General features: G+C 69.8%; 20 protein-coding genes and 2 tRNA genes. 15 read left to right on the plus strand and 7 right to left on the minus strand.

All coding sequences use genetic code 11. The features are described from left to right. Nucleotides 1–28: 28 nt before the first annotated feature. Complete coding sequence (locus ABFX50_RS12070; RefSeq protein WP_346145899.1) at nt 29–859, plus strand: hypothetical protein; 831 nt, start codon at nt 29–31, stop codon at nt 857–859. Nucleotides 860–868: 9 nt separating this feature from the next. On the opposite strand, the gene ABFX50_RS12075 is transcribed toward ABFX50_RS12070, so the two are convergent. Beyond that, complete coding sequence (locus ABFX50_RS12075) at nt 869–1,519, minus strand: TetR/AcrR family transcriptional regulator (protein WP_346145901.1); 651 nt, start codon at nt 1,517–1,519, stop codon at nt 869–871. Between the two features lie 129 nt (nt 1,520–1,648). Between ABFX50_RS12075 and ABFX50_RS12080 the strand changes: the two genes are divergently transcribed. Continuing rightward, nucleotides 1,649–2,632, plus strand: coding sequence for an NAD(P)-dependent alcohol dehydrogenase (locus ABFX50_RS12080; protein ID WP_346145903.1), 984 nt, complete (start codon nt 1,649–1,651; stop codon nt 2,630–2,632). A 17-nt stretch (nt 2,633–2,649) separates the two neighbouring features. Here ABFX50_RS12080 and ABFX50_RS12085 read toward each other — a convergent pair whose 3' ends face one another. Further along, nucleotides 2,650–3,186, minus strand: coding sequence for a GNAT family N-acetyltransferase (locus ABFX50_RS12085; RefSeq protein ID WP_346145905.1), 537 nt, complete (start codon nt 3,184–3,186; stop codon nt 2,650–2,652). A gap of 108 nt (nt 3,187–3,294) precedes the next feature. Between ABFX50_RS12085 and ABFX50_RS12090 the strand changes: the two genes are divergently transcribed. From ABFX50_RS12090 to ABFX50_RS12130, 9 genes are all read left to right on the plus strand, one after another. Then, nucleotides 3,295–4,308 (plus strand): lysozyme, encoded by a 1,014-nt coding sequence (locus ABFX50_RS12090; RefSeq protein WP_346145907.1) that lies wholly within the window; start codon nt 3,295–3,297, stop codon nt 4,306–4,308. A gap of 35 nt (nt 4,309–4,343) precedes the next feature. After that, nucleotides 4,344–4,787, plus strand: coding sequence for a C40 family peptidase (locus ABFX50_RS12095; RefSeq protein ID WP_346145909.1), 444 nt, complete (start codon nt 4,344–4,346; stop codon nt 4,785–4,787). A 146-nt stretch (nt 4,788–4,933) separates the two neighbouring features. Next, nucleotides 4,934–5,134 (plus strand): transposase, encoded by a 201-nt coding sequence (locus ABFX50_RS12100; protein WP_183651783.1) that lies wholly within the window; start codon nt 4,934–4,936, stop codon nt 5,132–5,134. Nucleotides 5,135–5,183: 49 nt separating this feature from the next. Continuing rightward, nucleotides 5,184–5,259 (plus strand) — tRNA-Thr (locus tag ABFX50_RS12105). Nucleotides 5,260–5,434: 175 nt separating this feature from the next. Continuing rightward, nucleotides 5,435–5,508: transfer RNA gene (locus ABFX50_RS12110), tRNA-Met, on the plus strand. A 69-nt stretch (nt 5,509–5,577) separates the two neighbouring features. Next, nucleotides 5,578–5,742, plus strand: coding sequence for a 50S ribosomal protein L33 (gene rpmG, locus ABFX50_RS12115; RefSeq protein WP_181616146.1), 165 nt, complete (start codon nt 5,578–5,580; stop codon nt 5,740–5,742). A gap of 184 nt (nt 5,743–5,926) precedes the next feature. Further along, nucleotides 5,927–6,376 carry a MaoC family dehydratase N-terminal domain-containing protein gene (locus tag ABFX50_RS12120; RefSeq protein WP_183651786.1) on the plus strand — a complete coding sequence of 150 codons (450 nt, stop codon included), beginning with the start codon at nt 5,927–5,929 and terminating at the stop codon, nt 6,374–6,376. A 2-nt stretch (nt 6,377–6,378) separates the two neighbouring features. Further along, the gene (locus ABFX50_RS12125) at nt 6,379–6,807 is read left to right on the plus strand and encodes a MaoC family dehydratase (RefSeq protein WP_346145911.1); all 429 of its coding nucleotides are present in this window, start codon (nt 6,379–6,381) and stop codon (nt 6,805–6,807) included. Between the two features lie 2 nt (nt 6,808–6,809). Then, nucleotides 6,810–7,271: an NUDIX hydrolase gene (locus ABFX50_RS12130; RefSeq protein WP_346145913.1), complete on the plus strand. Its 462-nt coding sequence runs from the start codon at nt 6,810–6,812 to the stop codon at nt 7,269–7,271. Here the strand turns inward: ABFX50_RS12130 and ABFX50_RS12135 are convergent. Next, nucleotides 7,246–8,730, minus strand: coding sequence for a hypothetical protein (locus ABFX50_RS12135; protein WP_183651792.1), 1,485 nt, complete (start codon nt 8,728–8,730; stop codon nt 7,246–7,248). The two genes, ABFX50_RS12130 and ABFX50_RS12135, sit on opposite strands and share 26 nt — an antisense overlap. A gap of 74 nt (nt 8,731–8,804) precedes the next feature. On the opposite strand from ABFX50_RS12135, the gene ABFX50_RS12140 reads away from it, so the two are divergent. The 4 genes from ABFX50_RS12140 (at nt 8,805) to ABFX50_RS12155 (ending at nt 12,015) form a co-directional block, all read left to right on the plus strand. Next, a complete protein-coding gene (locus tag ABFX50_RS12140; protein WP_346145914.1) occupies nt 8,805–9,380 on the plus strand; it encodes a pyridoxamine 5'-phosphate oxidase family protein in 576 nt (191 codons plus the stop codon). Between the two features lie 114 nt (nt 9,381–9,494). Next, nucleotides 9,495–9,983 (plus strand): SigE family RNA polymerase sigma factor, encoded by a 489-nt coding sequence (locus ABFX50_RS12145; RefSeq protein WP_346145916.1) that lies wholly within the window; start codon nt 9,495–9,497, stop codon nt 9,981–9,983. Next, nucleotides 9,980–11,068, plus strand: a complete 1,089-nt coding sequence (locus ABFX50_RS12150) for a TolB-like translocation protein (RefSeq protein ID WP_346145918.1) — start codon at nt 9,980–9,982, stop codon at nt 11,066–11,068. Before ABFX50_RS12145 ends, ABFX50_RS12150 begins: the two co-directional genes overlap by 4 nt. A gap of 14 nt (nt 11,069–11,082) precedes the next feature. Further along, the gene (locus ABFX50_RS12155; RefSeq protein ID WP_346145920.1) at nt 11,083–12,015 is read left to right on the plus strand and encodes a hypothetical protein; all 933 of its coding nucleotides are present in this window, start codon (nt 11,083–11,085) and stop codon (nt 12,013–12,015) included. A gap of 61 nt (nt 12,016–12,076) precedes the next feature. Here ABFX50_RS12155 and htpX read toward each other — a convergent pair whose 3' ends face one another. The 4 genes from htpX to ABFX50_RS12175 all read right to left on the minus strand — a co-directional run bounded on the left by htpX (nt 12,077) and on the right by ABFX50_RS12175 (nt 18,292). Continuing rightward, nucleotides 12,077–12,928 (minus strand): zinc metalloprotease HtpX, encoded by an 852-nt coding sequence (gene htpX / locus ABFX50_RS12160; RefSeq protein ID WP_183660258.1) that lies wholly within the window; start codon nt 12,926–12,928, stop codon nt 12,077–12,079. A 203-nt stretch (nt 12,929–13,131) separates the two neighbouring features. Further along, the gene (locus ABFX50_RS12165) at nt 13,132–14,661 is read right to left on the minus strand and encodes an NADH-quinone oxidoreductase subunit N (RefSeq protein ID WP_346145923.1); all 1,530 of its coding nucleotides are present in this window, start codon (nt 14,659–14,661) and stop codon (nt 13,132–13,134) included. Continuing rightward, nucleotides 14,658–16,283, minus strand: a complete 1,626-nt coding sequence (locus ABFX50_RS12170) for a complex I subunit 4 family protein (protein WP_346145925.1) — start codon at nt 16,281–16,283, stop codon at nt 14,658–14,660. The genes ABFX50_RS12165 and ABFX50_RS12170 overlap by 4 nt, the downstream gene beginning before the upstream one ends. Continuing rightward, nucleotides 16,280–18,292, minus strand: a complete 2,013-nt coding sequence (locus ABFX50_RS12175) for an NADH-quinone oxidoreductase subunit 5 family protein (protein WP_346145926.1) — start codon at nt 18,290–18,292, stop codon at nt 16,280–16,282. The genes ABFX50_RS12170 and ABFX50_RS12175 overlap by 4 nt, the downstream gene beginning before the upstream one ends. Nucleotides 18,293–18,311: the final 19 nt, after the last annotated feature.

The raw sequence follows: 18,311 nt of genomic DNA on the forward strand, positions 1-18,311 counted from the left end.
AGACGAGAACCCCCGAACTGGATGACTCATGTCCGAGGCGCTCCCCCGCCCCGCCACGCTCACCGATCTCTTCGTCGACGACCCGATGGCCGCGCCGCTGACCTACCCCGGCCGTCTCCCCCGCACTTCGGGCCTCCTCCAGGACGACAGCTTCGTCCCGGTGGCGGACGTCGCGGGCGCGCCCGTCGAGGAATGGCAGGCCCACGTCGGAGGCCAGGCCGTACGGCTCGGCGACCATCTCGAGGCGCTCGGCGCGGCGCCCATGTCGGCGCGTCACGCCGTCCTGGCGGTCGGCTCCAACGCGGCCCCGAGCCAGCTCTACCGCAAGTTCTTCGAGAGCGCCCTGCGGCCGGTCGTCCCCCTGACGCAGGCGACGGTGCAGGGCATCGCGGCCGGGGTGTCCGCCCACATCAACCGCCATGGCTACGTGCCCGCCGCGCCCATCGCCGTTCCCGGTCCGTCGCGGTTGTTCGTGCTGTGGGTGGACCAGGCCCAGCTGGTGGCGCTGGACGTGACGGAGCCCAACTACTACCGGCGCCTCCTGCCCACCGAGCGGCACCCGGTCACGCCGGCGTCCGGTGTGGCACTTCCCACCTGCTGGGTGTACGTGGGCAGGCACGGGTGCCTCACAGACAGGACGGGCGAGGCCATGCGGCTCGAAGCCCAACCGCGGCTGATCGCCCGCCTGCTCTCCCGCTCGGCGGAGCTGCGCAAGCTGTGCGGGCCCACCCCCGAGACCTTCGTGGCGCGGGTCAGGGAGCCTCTGGTGCGCGAGGCCGCCTGTCACCTGTTCCGGAGCCTGGGCCTGGCCCGCGAGCAACCTGAACTGCTGGGCCTGCCCACCCGCACCGCCTGCTGAGCGGCTCCCTCAGCCGCACTGCGCGGCCAGGAGGCGTTCGAGGCTGTCGAGGATGAGGTCGAGGCCGAACGTGAAGGCGTGCACGCCGTCGTAGTGACCCTCCATGACGTACAGGGCCATCTCGGTGAGGTACGGGTACCGGCCGGGGGGCAGTTGCGGCAGGTAGGTGCCCGCCTTCTCGGGATACTGCTGCGGCTCGAAAGGGAAGGTCAGCTTCTGCAGCGTGAACCCGTAGACGTGGCTGTCCATGGCGTTCCACGCGTGGTCGGCCAGTTCGATCGAGAAGCCCGCCTGTCGCAGGGTGCCGACGGTGGAGTCGACGTAGCGCAGCATCGCCGGCCCGACGTTCGGACGCGACATGAGCAGCCGGCACGCCCAGGGGTGCCGTAGCAGCACCTCGTGCGCCGAGATCCCCCGCCGGCGCATGGCCTGCTTCCAGTCGTCCCCAGGGGACGGCAGGGCGATCTCGCCGACGACGAGGTCGACGATCCCGTCCAGGATCGCGTCCTTGTTCGCCACATGTTTGTACAGCGACATCGCCTCGACGCCGAGCTCCTGGCCGAGCCCACGCATGGTCAGCGCGTCGGTGCCGCCGGAGTCGGCGAGTTCGAGGGCTGCGCGCAGTACCCGCTCGGTGCTCAGCGGTTCACGTGCGGCCATCCGGTCACCTCGGCGTGTTGACATGTCGGCCATGGCTGTCTAGCTTACGTGGTAAGCCCGGCTTACACCGTAAGCCTACGAGGAAAGCGGCCCGGCATGCCTGTTACTGCCACAACCACACGCGAGCCGATGAAGGCCGTCGTCCATCACGCGTACGGCTCACCCGACGCGCTCGACCTCCGGGAGATCGACAAGCCGGTCCCCGCCGCCGACGAGGTGCTCATCAAGGTGCACGCGGCGGGGCTGAACGCCGCCGACGGCTTCCTGCTGCGCGGCGAGCCGTACGCCATCCGCCCCATGGCGGGCGGCCTGCGCCGGCCCAGGACGAACCACGTCCTCGGCAGGGCCGTGGCCGGGCTGGTCGAGGCGGTCGGCGAGAAGGTGACAGGCGTGCGGGTGGGCGACGCGGTGTACGCCGAGTGCCCCGGCGCGCTCGCCGCCTACGTCCGGGCCGCCGAGCGGCTCGTCGCCCCGATGCCCGCCACCCTGACGTTCGAGCAGGCCGCCGCGATCCCGGTGGCCGCGACCGCCGCCCTGCAGGGCCTTCGCGATCGGGGACAGGTCCGGCCGGGGCAGCGCGTGCTGATCAACGGCGCCTCGAGCGGCGTCGGCACCTTCGCCGTCCAGATCGCCGCGTCACTGGGCGCCCACGTCACCGCGGTCTGCGGCGGGAGAAACGCCGACCTGGTCGGCTCGATCGGCGCCGACCACGTCATCGACTACACCAAGGAGGACTTCACCAGGGCGGGCCTGCGGTACGACGTCATCTTCGACCTCATCGGCAACCACCCCGTCTCGGCGCTGCGCCGGACGCTGAGCCCCACGGGAACCCTGGTGCTGTCCTCGGGAGGCGGCGGCCGGTGGCTGGGGCCGGCCAGGCGCATCGCCGTCTCGCTCCTGATCAGCCCGTTCGTGCGGCAGCGGCTGCGCCCGTTCGCCGCGAAGGAGGACAGGGCCGACCTGCTCGCCCTGAACGACCTCGTCGAATCGGGAGCCGTCACGCCGGTCATCCAGCACGTCTACCCGTTCGACGAGGCGCTCGAAGCCATCCGCCAGATCGACGGCGGCCACACCGCCGGCAAGATCGTCGTCAGCCTCCTACCGACACCCTGAACTGGTGCGGCAGGGTTTCAGGCGAGTCGGGAGTAGACGTACATGTCGCGTCGTTCACCACCCACCTCCTGCCAGCTCCGCAGCAGGCCTTCCAGCGTGAAGCCGGCGCGCTCCGCCGTCCGTGACGAGGCGGTGTTCCACGGCTCGACGTGCAGTTCCACGCGCGGGATCCGCAACTCTGTCAGCCCCCACGACGACAACGCCAGCAGCGCGGCCGCCGCGGCGCCCTGCCCGCGGCCCGACGGCGCCACCCAGTACCCCACCGAGGCCCGCCCGTGGACGCCCGGCCACAGGCCGATCTGCCCGACCGCGCGTCCGGCGGCGAGATCCTCGATCGCGAAGGAGTAGCCGATCCCCTCCGCCGCCCTCTCCCACTGCCGGCGGACGAACGCGGCGCCCTCGGCCTCGGTGTAGTCCGACGGCACGCTGGTGATCAGCGGGATGTACGCGTCCGTCGACGCCTCCCTCACCGCGTCGAGGTCGTCCAGCGTCCAGGGGCGGAGCCGGTGTTTCGGGCCTGCCTGGAGCTCGGGAACGACGAGCGGTGCGTCCATGCGATCATCCTGCCAGGTCCTGGCCTGCTGTTCCGATCAAGGCACTTGCGGGCTTCTGCCGTACTCCGGGAGGATCATCCCCACTTGTCACCCCCCGGAAGGACACCCGTGAGACGCCTGTCCCTGGTGGCCATGATCGCTGTGGCCGGTCTGATGATTCCCGCGAGCGCCCAGGCGGCGGACGGCGTGGCAGGGGTGGACGTGAGCAACTGGACGGGCGACATCGACTGGGCCAAGGTCCGCGACGCCGGAGGCAGGTTCGCCTTCGTGCAGGCCACCGAGGGCGTCGACTACCGCAACGCGCGTTTTGACGCCCAGTACGGCGGAGCCGCCGCCGCGGGTCTCATCAGGAGTGCCTACCACTTCGCCCAGCCGCACGAGACGGACGGCGCCGCCCAGGCCGACTACTTCGTCGACAACGGCGGCGCGTGGATCTCCGACGGCCAGACGCTGCCCGGCGTGCTGGACGTCGAGGACAACCCGTACAAGGACAAGAACGGCAAGAACACCTGCTACGACCTGTCCCCCGAGGACATGGTCACCTGGATCCGCGACTTCACCACCCGTTACCACCAGCGCACCAAGCGTCGCGCGATCATCTACACCACGACGAGTTGGTGGAAGACGTGCACGGGCGATTCGACCAAGTTCGGGAAGAATCCGCTCTGGCTTGCCCGCTGGGGCGCCGAACCGGGCGAACTGCCTTCAGGATGGAAGAAGCACACGTTCTGGCAGTCGGCTGACAAGGGCCCCATCGTCGGCGGCCAGGACTCCTTCAACGGAACCGAGTCCCAGCTCAAGAGCCTGGCCAATCCCCCTGCGGAAGTGACGGTCTTGGGCGCGGCCAAGAGCAGGAAGCTCTACACGATCACGCTGAAGAACACCGGCCCTCACGCGGTCACCGACGTCAGGCTCGCCGGACGCACGTTCGGCGGCCAGAAGGTGGTCAAGGCGGGTCCCGGCTGCTCGTTCAGCGGTACGGCGGTGCGATGCGTCATTCCCAAGGTCAACCCCGGACACTCGATCAGAGTCACGATCGCGACCAAGCCCTCGAAGGCGAGGGGCACGGTCGGGATCAACGTCACGGTCGGCTCCGTCAAGGTCTCGCTCAAGGCGCGCTGACCCTCTTAGTCCTGCTGCTGGCGGTGCCATCGTCGATGCCGCTCCGCCAGCTCACCATGCCCAGGATCGTGGTCCTGGCCTACGAGTACCAGGGCATCCCCTACTCGTGGGGCGGCGGGCACAAGGAGCGTCCTGGGCCGTCGACTGGAACGTGCCAGGGGTACACGGGCAAGATCAAACCGTGCCCTGCCAGGCGGACGCGCGGCCTCGACTGCTCGGGGCTGACCCGGCTGGTCTACGCGCGCGCCCACGGCTACGACGTGCTCGGCCCCGGCAACACCGACGACCACCTGCGCAGGATGCGCAAGGTCACCGACCCCCGCCCCGGCGACCTGGTCTTCTTCGGCAAGCGCAGAACCCACCACGTCGGCATCTACCTCGGCGACGGCAAGATGATGAACGCCCCCGAGACGGGCGCGGTCGTCCGCGTGGACGACATCGCGGGGCGCAAGCACCTCAGGGGTTACTACCGCCTGTGAGGACGGCGGAGCAGCAGCGTGTCGTCCGGCCTGCGGGGCGGAGGCCCGCTACGTTGGCTTTGCCTCGGCGTGAAACCCAGTTGGTATGGCTGTAACGCGTGTCAACCAACGGAAAATGAGAGACCTGAGGTCTACTCTGTGCCGCTATGGACAGGCGGTGGGTTGGGCCGGAGGGTCTCGAGATCGTCCCGGCGGTGCGCGCGGGGCAGCAGGTCCTTCGCATTCGCAGGCACGGATGGATCGTGGCCGACTGCTTCTCGGTGGAGGCGGTGGCGATGCACGTCGATCTCGCGGAGCTGTGCGAGGTGGTCGACTTCATGGCTCGGACGAGTTCGCATCATCGCTGAGTGCCGTGTATGGTTACACCTGTCCGCAGCGCAGACGCGAAGCGGACAGGCCCCTATAGCTCAGTCGGCAGAGCGTCTCCATGGTAAGGAGAAGGTCAACGGTTCGATTCCGTTTGGGGGCTCCACAGCCAACGCCCGCTCCGGTCTCGGGGTCGGGCGTTTCTTGTATGGATTTCAGGTCAGGATGGTTCCTGAGGCATACTGGGGGGCACCTCACTCGATCGGGCGAAGTTCTGGCGTGTTCGTGACTAGTCCGCGGGTCGGGTATCCTTCATTGGCCGGGAGTTTCGACCGGCATAAGGCGGAGTAGCTCAGTCAGGCAGAGCAAACGGCTCATAATCGTTGTGTCGCCGGTTCAAGTCCGGCCTCCGCTACTACCCAAACCCGAGTCATCGCTCGGGTACGGGTGTGTCCCAGTCCCAAACGTAGAAAGGCACTCCCACGTGGCTGCCACCGACGTTAGGCCGAAGATCACGCTGGCCTGCCAGGAGTGCAAGCACCGCAACTACATCACGCGGAAGAACCGGCGCAACGACCCGGATCGGCTTGAGCTGAAGAAGTACTGCCCCAACTGCCGCACCCACCAGGCGCACCGCGAGACCCGCTAAGGTCCGCGCTGCGGCGGCTGAGGTGGTCCCGGGTAGCCTAGCCCGGCACTCCTGACGCATAACCGAACAAACGGCGTCCTCACTCGAGGGCGCCGTTTGTCGTCTCCAGGCCGCGACAGCCCGAATGTTGTTCTGTTACCGTCGGCTCAACAGCCCCAGAACGCAGCTAAGGAGCAGGGCACTGATGGCCTTGAACCGTGATTTCGTGGGACGGACCTACAAGTCCACCACCTCGTACGAGGTCAGCCGGGTGAAGATCAAGGAGTTCGCCGCGGCTATCGGTGACAACAACCCGATCTACCGCGACAGGCAGGCCGCACAGGCCGCCGGGCATCCCGACGTGGTCGCCCCGCCGACCTTCCCCATCGTGTTCAGCCTGCAGAGCGGCGGCGAGGCGCTGGCCGACCCCGAGCTCGGCCTGAACTACGCCATGGTGGTCCACGGCGAGCAGCGGTTCGAGTACGTCCGCCCCATCTACCCTGGCGACGAGCTGGTCACCTCCTCCACCATCACCGAGATCCGCAGCGCCGGCCGTAACGAGCTCATGACGATCAGGAGCGACGTCACGACCGTGGCGGGCGAGCCGGTGTGCACCACCTACAACACGATCGTCGAGCGCGGAGGGGCGGGCTGAGCATGGCTGCCACGGTGAAGTACGACGAGGTCGAGGTCGGCCAGGAACTGCCCGCCACCGACTACCAGGTGCGCCGGCTGAACCTGGTGATGTACGCGGGCGCGTCAGGCGACTTCAACCAGATCCACTGGAACGAGCGGTTCGCCAAGACCGTCGGGCTGCCCGACGTGATCGCGCACGGCATGTTCACCATGGCCCAGGGCGGCAGGTTCGTCACCGACTGGGTCGGCGATCCCGCGGCGGTCATCGACTACGGCGTGCGGTTCTCCTCGATGGTGATCGTCCCCGACGACGACCAGGGGGCGACCATCACGGTGAGCGGGGTCATCGAGGAGAAGCTCGAGGACAAGAAGGTGGTCGTCGGGCTGACCGCGAAGTCGGGTGACGCCCGCGTGCTGTCCAAGGCGCGGGCGGTTGTGCAACTCTCCTGATCGTGACAGAGATCCCCCTTCGCCGGTTCACGGCCCGCGTTCTGCCCGTCGACGCCCGTGGCCGGGTCCTGCTGCTGTACGGCTTCGACCCGGCCCATCCCGACTCGCCCTACTGGTTCACGATCGGGGGCGCAGCGGAGAAGGAGGAGAGCCTCGAGCAGGCCGCCGCGCGCGAACTGTTCGAGGAGGTCGGCATCACGGCGGCGCCGGAGAGGTTCGGCCGTCCGCTGGAGACCCACACGGTCGAGTTCTCCTTCGCCGATCGCGCCTACGTGCAGGACCAGACGTACTTCCCCGTCCGGGTCGACGCGGCCGAGGTGCGCTTCGACCACATGGAGGAGATCGAGCTGGCCACCACGCTCGGCCACCGCTGGTGGGGCGCGGACGAGCTGGAGGCCAGCGGCGAGGTCTACCACCCGCCGATCCTGCCCGCCCTGATCAGGAGGGCCGCAGCACCCTCGTAGCGCCCGCGATCAGCGCCGTGGCCAGGATCCAGCCCGCGATGATCAGCCCGTAGGCCAGACCCTGCGTCCACCCCGCCGGGTCGAACAGGTCGCGCTGGCCGAAGGCGGGAAAGGGCAGGAGCAGGTCGAAGGTGTAGGCGAAGGGGTCGAAGCCCGGGCTCTCGTCCGGCTTGATCGCTCTGGGCGGCACGAGTCCGAACGTGACGGTCCCCACAGCCAGCAGCAGCGCGAACCACACCCCCGCCAGCCACGGCCGGTAACCGTATCCGACGGTCACATCGAGCAGGCGGCCCCACAGCCGTCCCAGGGGGTTGAAGGTACGGCGGCGGGCGCGCTGCTTGGCGAGCAGGGTACGGCGGGCGAGCAGGTCGTTGCCGTCGCGCAGGTACCAGGCGGCCAGCTGCTCGTACGGCTGGGGCAGGAAGCCGTAGGGATCGCGCGCCACCCACCCGATCCTGCGCTCGATGGAGCCGCCGCGCAGCGTCTCGTAGATGAGCCCGTTGAGCCTCAGCTGCTCGGGCCAGCTCTCCGGGTCGTCACGCATGGTGCCGATGCGCGAATGGGCCAGCGTGACGACGCCCTCGACCGGTTCGGTGTACTTCAGATAGACCTCGCGCGCCTCCATGTGGCTCGCGTGCAGCGCGTAGGGGGTGTCGGGGCTGCGCAGGGCCCCGGTGATCGACAAGCTGGTGAGGCGGGCCCCGCGCAGGCGCACGCAGCCCAGCGCGGTGAAGCCCTTGCCGCATTTCATGACGTCCTCGACGACCATGCTGTCGCCGGTGAACGCGTCGCCACCCGGATTGCGCAGCGTGGCGCCGTCCATGAAGAGCCCGCCGGTCAGCCGCGCGCCAACCAGCCTGAGCCCGGAGGAGATCTCCGCGTTCTCCAGGTAGAAGCCCGCGTCGACGGTGAGGGCGCCGGTGTGGACCCCTCCGTCGATCTTGGTGCCGCCCATCCACAGGCCGCTCTCGAAGGAGGCGCGCGGCAGCCGTACCGTGCCGGTGACGTGCGCCCCCGACAGGCTGAGGTGGCCGGAGACCCGCATGCCGCCGCCGTTGAAGCCCGGCAGCCGGCAGTCGGTGAAGCGCATGGTCCGCGTCACGCTTCCGCTGAAGTCGGGCGCCTCGTCGAGGTAGCAGCCGCTCAGCGCCAGCTCGTAGTCCACGGTGCCGCCGCGCAGCTCGAGGCGTCCGGTGATCCTGGCCCCGCGCAGCCGTACCGCGGGGACCGCGCCCACGCCAGGCTCGCGCGCGCCCAGCAGGAGCGCCACGATCACCTGCGCCCTGACGGTGCGCTCGGGCCCCCACGTGGCGCCGTCGGCGGGCGCGTTCTGCCCTGGCGTACGGCCGACGCCGATCGGATTGTCCCCGAGCTGGACCAGCGTGCCCGAGTGGAAGGCCCGCCACAGGCGGCGCTCGGCCTGGGTCAGGCGCAGGCGTAATCCGTTCTGAACGACCATGGCCTGATTGTTCCGCACCCTTGCGGGCGCGAGACGCGTCTCCCCGTCACGTCCGATCGCAGTTATCGTGACTCATGGGGAAAATCTACGAAAAGCTCACAGGCCGGCTGCGCGAGTTCATTTCCGCGCAACCGGTCTATTTCGTGGCCACCGCTCCCGAATCCGGCGGGCATGTGAACGTCTCACCCAAGGGCTACGCCGACACCTTCGCCATCCTCGACGACCACACCGTCGCCTACCTCGACCTCGACGGCAGCGGTGTCGAGACCATCGCCCACCTGCGGGAGAACGGCCGCATCACGGTGATGTTCTGCGCGTTCCACGGCCCTCCCACCATCGTCCGCCTGTACGGCACCGGCCGCGTCGTCACCCAGAACGACCCCGACTTCGCCGAACTGCTCACGCGCTTCGGCCCGCATCCCGGCGTGCGGTCGATCATCGTGGTCGACTGCGACCGCATCTCCGACTCGTGCGGCTATGCCGTACCTTTCATGGCTTTCGAGGAGGACAGAGGGCTGCTCGACCAGTGGGCTGAGCGCAAGGACGTGCGGCAGAAGCGCGCCTACCGCGCCAAGAACAACAGGGAGAGCATCGACGGGCTGCCGGGACTGAGCGCGTCGGAGACCGACCCCGTGACGACCCACTCCTGACCGCCCCGCTCGAGCTCGGCAGCTCGGCACCCCCTGCGACCTGATCGCGCGACTTCGGCAGGGAAGTAGGCCACGTTTCCAACCCCGGAGCCCTGAGCGGAGTTGTTAGAGGGCATGGACCGCTACGAAGGGTTCCGGGAGTTCGTCGATGCGCGGCAGCAGTCGCTGATGCGCACCGCCTATCTGCTCACCGGGGACTCCCATCTCGCCGAGGACCTTGTGCAGACGGTCCTGACCAGGGTCGCCTCCCACTGGAGCAGGCTCGCGGGGACCGGCAACCCCGAGGCCTACACCCGCAAGGCGCTGGTGAACCAGCACCTGTCGTGGCGGCGGCGGCGCTCGTTCTCCGAGATCGCGGGGCTCGAGGTGCCCGATCGGGGCGAGGCGCACGACGACGCCACGCTGCGCCGTCTGGCCCTCCGGCAGTCGCTCGCGAAGCTGTCCCCCAAACAGCGCGCCGTGATCGTCCTGCGATTCTACGAAGACCGCTCGGAGCAGGAGACCGCGCAGCTCATGGGGTGCTCGGTCGGCACGGTGAAGAGCCAGACGCACTACGCGCTGTCCAAGCTGCGCGCGCTCGCCCCCCAGGAGGCGTACCGATGAACGCTCTACGTGACGACCTGCACGAACTGGCGCTCGAAGCGCCTTCGGTGGATCTGGCCTCACGGGCACTGGCAGGTGCGCGGCGACGGCGTGCCGTACGGCTCACCGTCAGCATGGCCGCCGCGGTGGCCGTCGTGACTGGAGGCGTCGCCGTCGCGGTGGGGGCGCCGGAGCGGGCCACGGTGGTCACCCCGCAGGTGAGCCCGCTGCCGTCCGACGTGATCACCCAGGAGGCGCGCCCGCTGCCGCGCAACGGGGTGGGCGCGCTCCTGGAGGCCTACCAGCAGCAGGGGCGCTGGCATCTGCGCACGCGTGAAGGACAGTCCTACGACGCGGGCGAGGTCATCCAGGGCGACGGCCCGCTGAGCATCACCGCCGACGGGCGGCGGATCGCCTACTTCGACAGGAAACTGCGCACCATCGTGGTGCGCGACCTGGCCAGCGGGCAGATCTGGGGAGCGCCCCTGCAGCTTCCCACCAGGACGTTCGACGCGGAGTACGCGCTCCGGCTGTCGCCCAGCGGGATGCGCATGATCGTCGCGGGCTGGGGAGCGGGCCGAGGACGCAACGTGCTCGTCGATCTCGTCAGGGGGTCGGTGAAGGAGCTCGACAGGGCCTGGTTCCCCGTCAGCGTCAGCGACACGGGCGCGACCGTGCTGATCAGGCCCTTCGACGACCATACGAGCCTGCGGGTCCTCGGCCACGACCAGATCACCCTGCCCGACTTCACCTACGACTTCAGCCCGCTCGCCCCCGACGGCAAGACGATCGCCAGGCTGGGGCAGACCCACGACCCCGGCAGACGACCCCAGATACAGCAGGACAGGACGATCATCCTCACGGACGCGCTCGCGGGAGGCGACCGGCCCAGGGTCAAGCTGTCCGGTGTGCCCTCCGGGCTGAACCCCGCCAGGCTGGGCGCCTGGCTGAGCGCCGACGAGGTCACGCTGCTCGCGGTCCCCACATCAGCACGCGACGGCAACGCCGCCACGGTCTACGCGGTCAACGTGCGGACCGGACAGGCCAGGAAGCTGTTCGTCACGCAGGACGCGCCGAGAACCACCGTCCCCGGCCTGGTCTCCTAGCTAAGGTGACAGCCATGCTCGCCCCCCTGCTGGCCGCCGGCTCTCTCCTGCTCGGCGCCGCCCTGCCCGGCGGCGCCCCGTCCCCCGCGCCTGTCCGCTACGCGGGGCTGACCTCATGCCCCGGCGCGAACGGCAAGCGGCACATCTGCGGGCCGTGGCGGCTGTGGCTGCGCGGCGGCGGGACCGTGCAGCTGAAGGACGCCCAGATCCGCTCGCTCGACGCCAGGGGCCGTGAAGAGGTCCAGCGCGCCCCCGTCGCCGTCGACCCCTACGGCCGGCACGTCGCCTACTTCGCGGCCGCCGACCGCCGCCTGGTGGTGCGGAACGTCGGCTCGGGCGGGCTCACCCGCGTCCCCGGTACGGCAGGCCGCCTGCCGTCCGGGCTGCGCATGTCGGACGTGGAGCTGCGCGTCGGCCCCGAGGGCCGCTATCTCGTGCTCGACCCCACGCGCAGCTCGACGCGGGGCGTCCTGGTGATCGAGGTGGCGACGGGGAAGGCGTGGACGCTTCCGGCGTATGCGAGCGTCCAGGGGTTCAGCCCCGACGGACGGCTGCTGCGGGTGGTCCTCGACCAGGAGGAGAGCGCCGTCTACCGTCCCGGGGGCGCGGTGCCGTCCGGAGGCGTCACGGTCGTGGGATGGGGGGCGCTGACCTCGGACGGCGCCACCGTGGCGGGGGCGGCTCGTGAGGGGTCGCGGGTGCTGGTGCGGTTCTACGCCACGTCCAACGCGATGGAGTCGCGGCCGCCCGTCCGGGTGAAGGTCCCTCCGGCGGAGGAGCCTCGCATGCTGCGCTGGGACTCCGGGTCCCGGATGACGCTGCTGACGTTCGACGAGCCGCGGAGGTTCGTGGCGAGGTCGGTGGAGGTCAGAGGTGGAGGCGCGAGGGTGGTGGACAGCTTCACTGTCAGCAGGCACACCTGGGACGTCCACCTGGCAGGCGACTGACACGACGGTCCAGCCTGGTCGTGGCCTGGGGGTACGGCCGACTCCACCCGGTTCCCCTGGCTCAGCGGCGGTAGCCCGCCATGCGCTCCAACCGGGCCACGCGCTCGGCCGTGGGCGGGTGGGTGGAGAACATCCGGCCCAGCCCGCTCCCGCTGAACGGGTTGGCGATCATCATGTGGGAAGCCGACGTCAACCGGCTGTTCTCCGGCAGCGGCAACCGCCGGACGCCCATCTCGATCTTCCGCAACGCCGACGCCAGCGCGAGCGGATCACCCGTCAGCCTGGCGGCCGCCTCGTCAGCCTGGAACTCCCTCGACCGCGAGATCGCCATCTGCACCATGCCCGCCGCGACAGGACCGAGCACCATCATGAGCAGAGCCCCGAGGAAGCCCGGCCCCTCGTCGTCGTCAGAGCCCCCGAAGAACACCGCCACATAGCTCAGCCAGGTGATCATCGTCGCCAGCGCTCCCGCGATCGACGAGATCAGGATGTCCCTGTTGTACACGTGCGACAGCTCGTGCCCGACCACGCCGCGCAGCTCCCGCTCGTCGAGCAGCTGGGTCAGCCCGTAGGTCACGCACACCACCGCTCGGCGGGGGTTGCGTCCGGTGGCGAAGGCGTTGGGCTGGATCGTCGGCGAGATGTAGAGGCGCGGCATCGGCTGCCTGGCCTCGGTGGAGAGCTCACGCACGATCCGGTAGAGGGTCGGCTGCTCGACCTCGCTCACGGGGCGGGCCCGCATGGCCGACAGGGCGATGCGATCGGAGAAGAAGTAGGCGACGCCGTTGCCGGCGAGAGCGAGCAGGAGCGCGATCTGAACGCCGGTGCCGCCTCCCAGCCACGCACCCAGGGTGATGATCAGCGCGGAGAGCAACCCCAGGAGGAGAGCGGTGCGCATGCCGTTGTGGCGCAAGGGGTCTCTCCTTCCGTGGCGTGGGCTCACCTGTACCAACGTCCATCCCCCGGCTACGCGTTCCCACATACACTGCCGCCCCGATCCCTCCTGCTCGGATTCGGGAACGGAGGCCGAGAAGGACGACCCGCCGACCTCGAACGAAACCCGCCCAACCCCAAGCCGGAACCCTGAGCAGGTGTCGGGTCTGGGCAGAGCTCTGGTTACAAGGTGGTCATGCCGAGGACGAGTTGGGGGGCCGCCGAGAACAGGATGGCGACCACCAGGGTGACCCCCACCGCCATCCACCCGGCCGTCGCCGGTCTCCTGACCACCCCCGGCGCTCGGGGAGCCTCAGATGGCACCGGCGCGAACAGGCGGGCCGTCCACACGACGTAGTAGTAGAGCCCGATCACCGTGTTCACGGCCATGACGATGGCGAGCCATCCCAGCCCGCCGTTGACGATCTCGCGGAAGACCACCACCTTCGCGAACAGCCCCGCGAGCCCTGGCGGCAGCCCCGCCAAGCAGATCAGGCTGAAGGCCAGCGCCAGCGCCGCCACCGGGCTGCGGAAGGCCATCCCCCTGTAGTCGTCCAGTTCGTTGCGCGTGCCGCTCCTGGACACGAGCATGACCACCGCGAACGCCCCCAGGTTCATCGCCGCGTAGAACACCAGGTACGCCACGGACGCGCTCACGGCCAGACCGCGCTGGCCCGCCTCGCTGATCACCGCGAGTGGCGCGAGGATGTAGCCGGACTGCGCGACCGAGGACCAGGCCAACAGCCGTACGGCGGAGCGTTGCCGCATGGCCAGCAGGTTGCCCACCGTCATGGTGAGCGCCGAGATGATCGCGATGATGGGCGACCAGGTCGGGGCCTGGCTCGGCAGCGCGCTCATGAGCACCAGGATGAGCCCGGCGAAACCCGCCGCCTTGGAGATGACGGACAGCAGGGCGGCCACGGGGATAGGCGCGCCCTGGTAGACGTCGGCCGCCCAGGCGTGGAACGGGACAGCGGCGATCTTGAAGGCGAATCCGGCCACCACGAGCACCACGCCGACGGTCACCACGGCGGGCAACTCGTTCAGAGGCACGCCCGAAGGAGCGGGCGAGAGCCCGCCGAGGATCTGCCCGAGCCTGGTGAGATGCACGGCGCCCGTCATGCCGTACAGCAGGGACACCCCGAACAGCATGATCGCTGTGGAGACGACCGAGACGAGGAAGAGCTTGACGGCCGCCTCGGAGGCCCTGCCGTCGTAGCGTTTGAGCGCCGTCAGCGCGAACACCGGCAGGGAGACCAGCTCGAGGGCGACCACGAGCATGATGAGGTCGCGCGAGGCAGGCAGGGTGGTCGCGCCGACGAGGGTGCAGAGCAGGAGGAAGTACCACTCGCCGACGGGGATGCCGCCCTCTGCGAGCTGCGTCATCGACAGCAGCACGACCACCACGCCCGCGACCAGCGCCAGACCTGAGAAGACGAGCGTGAAGTGGTCGACCACGAACGAGCAGGGGGCCGCGCCGCCCGAGCTGACGAGATCGGCCGGCACGCAGAACGTCTGCAGCGTGGTGCCTGCCGCGGCCTGGGCGACGACGAACGCGAGGGCCGCCAGCAGTCCCGCGAGCGACACCAGGCCGAGGGCCGTCCTGACCTTGGCGGTGTGCGGAAGGAAGGCGTCGAGCAGCAGGACCAGACCCGCCAGCAGGGCGACGATCAGCGGGGGCGCGATGGCGAAGTAGTCGATCGTCTGGATCACGACGCGCCTCCCAGCAGGATCTGTACGGCAGGCGTGGTGAGGGACAGCAGCGCCTTGGGCCACAGTCCGAACACCAGCGTCAGCACGACCAGCGGCACCCAGGCCACCAGCTCGTACCGGCGGACGTCGGCCGCCGTCGGCACCGCCTGTCCACCCTCGCGGACGGCGGTGACCCCTGTCCCCTCGGACGTCGCCCGTCCACCTTCATCGAGGGCGACAGCGGGACTCGCCTGCCCACCCTCGTCGAGGACGGGGACACCGGCGCTCGGTCGCAGCGCCGTCCTTCGGCCGTGGGTGACGCGGGAGAGCATCGTGAGGAAGTACGCCGCCGTCAGGACCGCTCCCAGACCACCGATCACCATGAAGGCCAGGAACAGCGGGCGGGACAGCCCGGGGGCCGGCTGGAAGGCGCCGAGCAGGGCCAGCATCTCGCCCCAGAACCCCGCGAGCCCCGGCAGGCCGAGAGAGGCGATGCAGGCGAAGGTGAGCAGCGAGCCCAGATGGGGATAGCGGGTGAGCATGCCGCCGCCGATCGTCGGCATGTCCGCCGTGCCGTACCGCTCCTTGACGCCTCCCGCCAGGAAGAACAGCAGGCCGGTGATGAGGCCGTGGGCGACGTTGGCGAACAGGGCGCCGTTGACGCCGACGGGGGTCAGCGTGGCGAAGCCGAGCAGGACGAAGCCCATGTGGCCGATCGACGAGTAGGCGATCATGCGTTTGAGGTCGGTCTGGGCGAGGCAGGCCAGCGAGCCGTACACGATGCCGACCACGGCGAAGGCGCCCAGCCACGGGGCCACGGCGGCCGCGCCCTCGGGCAGGACGGGGATGGCGATCCTGGCGAAGCCGTACGTGCCCATCTTGAGCAGGACGCCCGCGAGCAGCACCGAGCCCACGGTGGGCGCCTCGGTGTGCGCGTCGGGCAGCCACGTGTGCAGCGGCCACATCGGCGTCTTGACCGCCAGCCCGAGGCCGACCGCGACGAAGGCGACGATCTGCACCGAGCGGGACAGCCCCGAGCCGTGTGCCCGTGTCAGGGCGACGATGTCGAGCGTGCCGGTCTGTGCCCAGATGAGCAGCAGTCCGAGCAGCAGCACGACCGAGCCGAGCAGCGTGTAGAGGATGAACTTGAGGGCCGCGGCCCGCCGTCCCTGCCCGCCCCAGATGGCGATCACGAAATACATGGGGATGAGCACGACCTCGAAGAACACGAAGAACAGCAGCAGGTCGAGCGCGAGGAACGTGCCGAGCATGCCGACTTCGAGGACGAGCAGCGTGAACACCAGAGCCCGTGCGCGGTCCGGCAGATGGCCGGGGCTCCAGCAGAGGTAGACGAAGCAGAGGAAGGTCAGCAGCGCGGTCAGCACGACCAGAGGGAGGGAGATGCCGTCGACCCCGAGGTGGAAGCGCAGGCCGAGCGAGGGGATCCACGGCACGTCGACGGCGAACTGGAGGCGCGCGGCCTGGCCGTACTCGAAGAACACCGCGAGCAGCACCGCCAGCGCCAGGGTGAGCCCCGACACCAGCAGGCCGATGAACCTGAGGCGGCCCGCGGTGGCGGGCACGAGCAGCAGCGCGGCGCCGAGCAGCGGCACCGCCAGCAGCGCGACCGGCAACCAGGTCATCCGAACACCACCGCCCCAACCGCGATCAGCAGCACTCCTGCCAGCAGGCCGCTGACGTAGAGCTGCACGTTGCCGTTCTGCGCGAGGCGCAGCAGCCCCGAGGCTCCCTGGGCGGTACGGCCCGAGCCGCGCACCGCGCCGTCGACGACCGTGTCGTCGGTGCGCACCACGACTCTGGCCAGCGCCAGCACGGGACGGACGAACAAGGCGCCGTAGATGGTGTCGACATAGAAGGCCCGCTCGCACGGGACCCTGAGCGGCCCTAGCAGCCTGGCCGGATCGGCGAGCGGATCGCCTCGCCACACCGCGTAGACGATGCCGGCGCCGAGCAGCGCGAGCGCCACACTGATCGCCGCCGTGCCCCAGCTGACGTGGTCGAGCCCAAGGACGCCGAGCCCCAGAGCGGGTACGGCGAGCAGGACGACGGGCCCCAGCATCGAGGCGGGCGCCTCCCTGGTGTCGACGATGTGAGCGGTTCCTGGCTCGGGCTCAGGAAGCGCCACGACCCGCACCTGCCCGAAGAAGGTGCGCAGCCAGGCCCGTGCAGCGTAGGCGCCGGTCACGGCGACCGTCGCGAGCGCGCAGGCGTACAGCAGCAGAGCCGCGGCGTCGGTCAGGCGGCCCGCGCCCAGCGCGTGCTCGGTGGCGAGCAGGACGCCGTCCTTGCTGAAGAAGCCGCTGGCGGGCGGCAGGCCCATGAGCGCCGCGAAGCCGATCGTCATGGTCACGAACGTGACGGGAAGTTCCCTCCTCAAGCCGCCCATCTGGTTCATGAGGTTGGAGCCGACGTGGTGGATGACCACGCCCGCGCACAGGAACAGCAGCGCCTTGAACGCGCCGTGCGTGAGGAGATGGAAGATCGCGGCGGTGTCGGACCCCGCGGCGAGCGCTGCGGCCATGTACGCGAGCTGGCTGACGGTGGAGTAGGCGAGCACCCGTTTCAGGTCGTCCTGGGCGAGCGCGGCCAGCGCGGCGCCCAGCATGCCCAGGGCCGCGAGCACGGCCAGCACGTCGAGGGTCGGCGGGGCGGCGAGGAAGACGGGGAAAAGCCTGGCGACCAGGAAGATGCCAGCCGCGACCATCGTGGCGGCGTGGATCAGCGCGCTGATCGGGGTCGGACCCGCCATCGCGTCGGGCAGCCAGGTGTGCAGCGGCACCTGGGCGCTCTTGCCCGCGACCCCCGCGAGCAGCAGCATCGTGGCGGCGACCACGGTGGCGGTGGGCAGCTCCGGGACCTTGGCGATCACGTCGTCGATGCGGAAGCTGCCGGCGGACAGGCCGAGCACGAAGATGCCGAACAGGAAGCCGACATCACCCAGGCGCGTGACGAGGAAGGCCTTGACCGCGGCCCTGGAGTTGGCTCTGTCCTCCCACCAGTGGCCGATCAGGAGGTAGGAGCACAGCCCCATGATCTCCCAGCCGACGTAGAGGACCAGGAGGTCTCCCGCGTAGACGACGAGCAGCATGGCGCTGGTGAACAGGCTGATGAAGGCGCTGTAGGAGGGGTAGCGCGGGTCGTCCTTCAGGTAGCCGATCGAGTAGATCTGCACGGCCAGCGCGACGAGCGTGACCAGGATGGCCAGGATCGAGGAGAGCTCGTCGGCCTGGAGGGTGAGGGAGATCGGGACCCCGCCCGTCTCGATCACACCGTAGGTGCTCCCCGCCCTGGCGGTGGCCGACGCGGCGGGACCCTCCGCCGAGTAGGGCGAGAGCCGCTGGAAGAACGCGAAGCCCTGGCTCGCCGCCAGCCAGCACGCCAGGACGGCGGAGACGGCGGCGGGAAGCACCGCGAACCAGGCGGCCCTGCGGTTGGCTCGCGCGTCGGCTCCCCGTGGCGCGGCCGTGCCGTCGGCCCCTTCCGCGACGGTGTCGCCGGTGGCTGGACCGGCTGTGTCGGAGGAGGGCCGGAGGTGGCGCGGCCAGCGCGACAACAGCAGACCGGCGAAGGCGGCGAGGAACGGGAGCAGGATGACGAGCAGGGGAAAGGCGTCGACGAACGTGCGGCTCACTGGACGCCTCCTCGGCTCG

This window comes from Nonomuraea recticatena, from assembly GCF_039533245.1.
GTDB classification, from domain to species: domain Bacteria; phylum Actinomycetota; class Actinomycetes; order Streptosporangiales; family Streptosporangiaceae; genus Nonomuraea; species Nonomuraea roseola.

Bases quoted from the DNA above. Each gene is read 5' to 3' on its own strand.
- ABFX50_RS12170 (WP_346145925.1), bottom strand. From the start codon at position 16,283: ATGACCTGGTTGCCGGTCGCGCTGCTGGCGGTGCCGCTGCTCGGCGCC.
- ABFX50_RS12125 (WP_346145911.1), top strand. From the start codon at position 6,379: ATGGCTGCCACGGTGAAGTACGACGAGGTCGAGGTCGGCCAGGAACTG.
- ABFX50_RS12075 (WP_346145901.1), bottom strand. From the start codon at position 1,519: ATGGCCGCACGTGAACCGCTGAGCACCGAGCGGGTACTGCGCGCAGCC.
- ABFX50_RS12135 (WP_183651792.1), bottom strand. From the start codon at position 8,730: ATGGTCGTTCAGAACGGATTACGCCTGCGCCTGACCCAGGCCGAGCGC.
- ABFX50_RS12095 (WP_346145909.1), top strand. From the start codon at position 4,344: ATGCCGCTCCGCCAGCTCACCATGCCCAGGATCGTGGTCCTGGCCTAC.
- ABFX50_RS12145 (WP_346145916.1), top strand. From the start codon at position 9,495: ATGGACCGCTACGAAGGGTTCCGGGAGTTCGTCGATGCGCGGCAGCAG.
- ABFX50_RS12070 (WP_346145899.1), top strand. From the start codon at position 29: ATGTCCGAGGCGCTCCCCCGCCCCGCCACGCTCACCGATCTCTTCGTC.
- ABFX50_RS12080 (WP_346145903.1), top strand. From the start codon at position 1,649: ATGAAGGCCGTCGTCCATCACGCGTACGGCTCACCCGACGCGCTCGAC.
- ABFX50_RS12120 (WP_183651786.1), top strand. From the start codon at position 5,927: ATGGCCTTGAACCGTGATTTCGTGGGACGGACCTACAAGTCCACCACC.
- ABFX50_RS12100 (WP_183651783.1), top strand. From the start codon at position 4,934: ATGGACAGGCGGTGGGTTGGGCCGGAGGGTCTCGAGATCGTCCCGGCG.
- ABFX50_RS12155 (WP_346145920.1), top strand. From the start codon at position 11,083: ATGCTCGCCCCCCTGCTGGCCGCCGGCTCTCTCCTGCTCGGCGCCGCC.
- ABFX50_RS12085 (WP_346145905.1), bottom strand. From the start codon at position 3,186: ATGGACGCACCGCTCGTCGTTCCCGAGCTCCAGGCAGGCCCGAAACAC.
- ABFX50_RS12140 (WP_346145914.1), top strand. From the start codon at position 8,805: ATGGGGAAAATCTACGAAAAGCTCACAGGCCGGCTGCGCGAGTTCATT.
- ABFX50_RS12150 (WP_346145918.1), top strand. From the start codon at position 9,980: ATGAACGCTCTACGTGACGACCTGCACGAACTGGCGCTCGAAGCGCCT.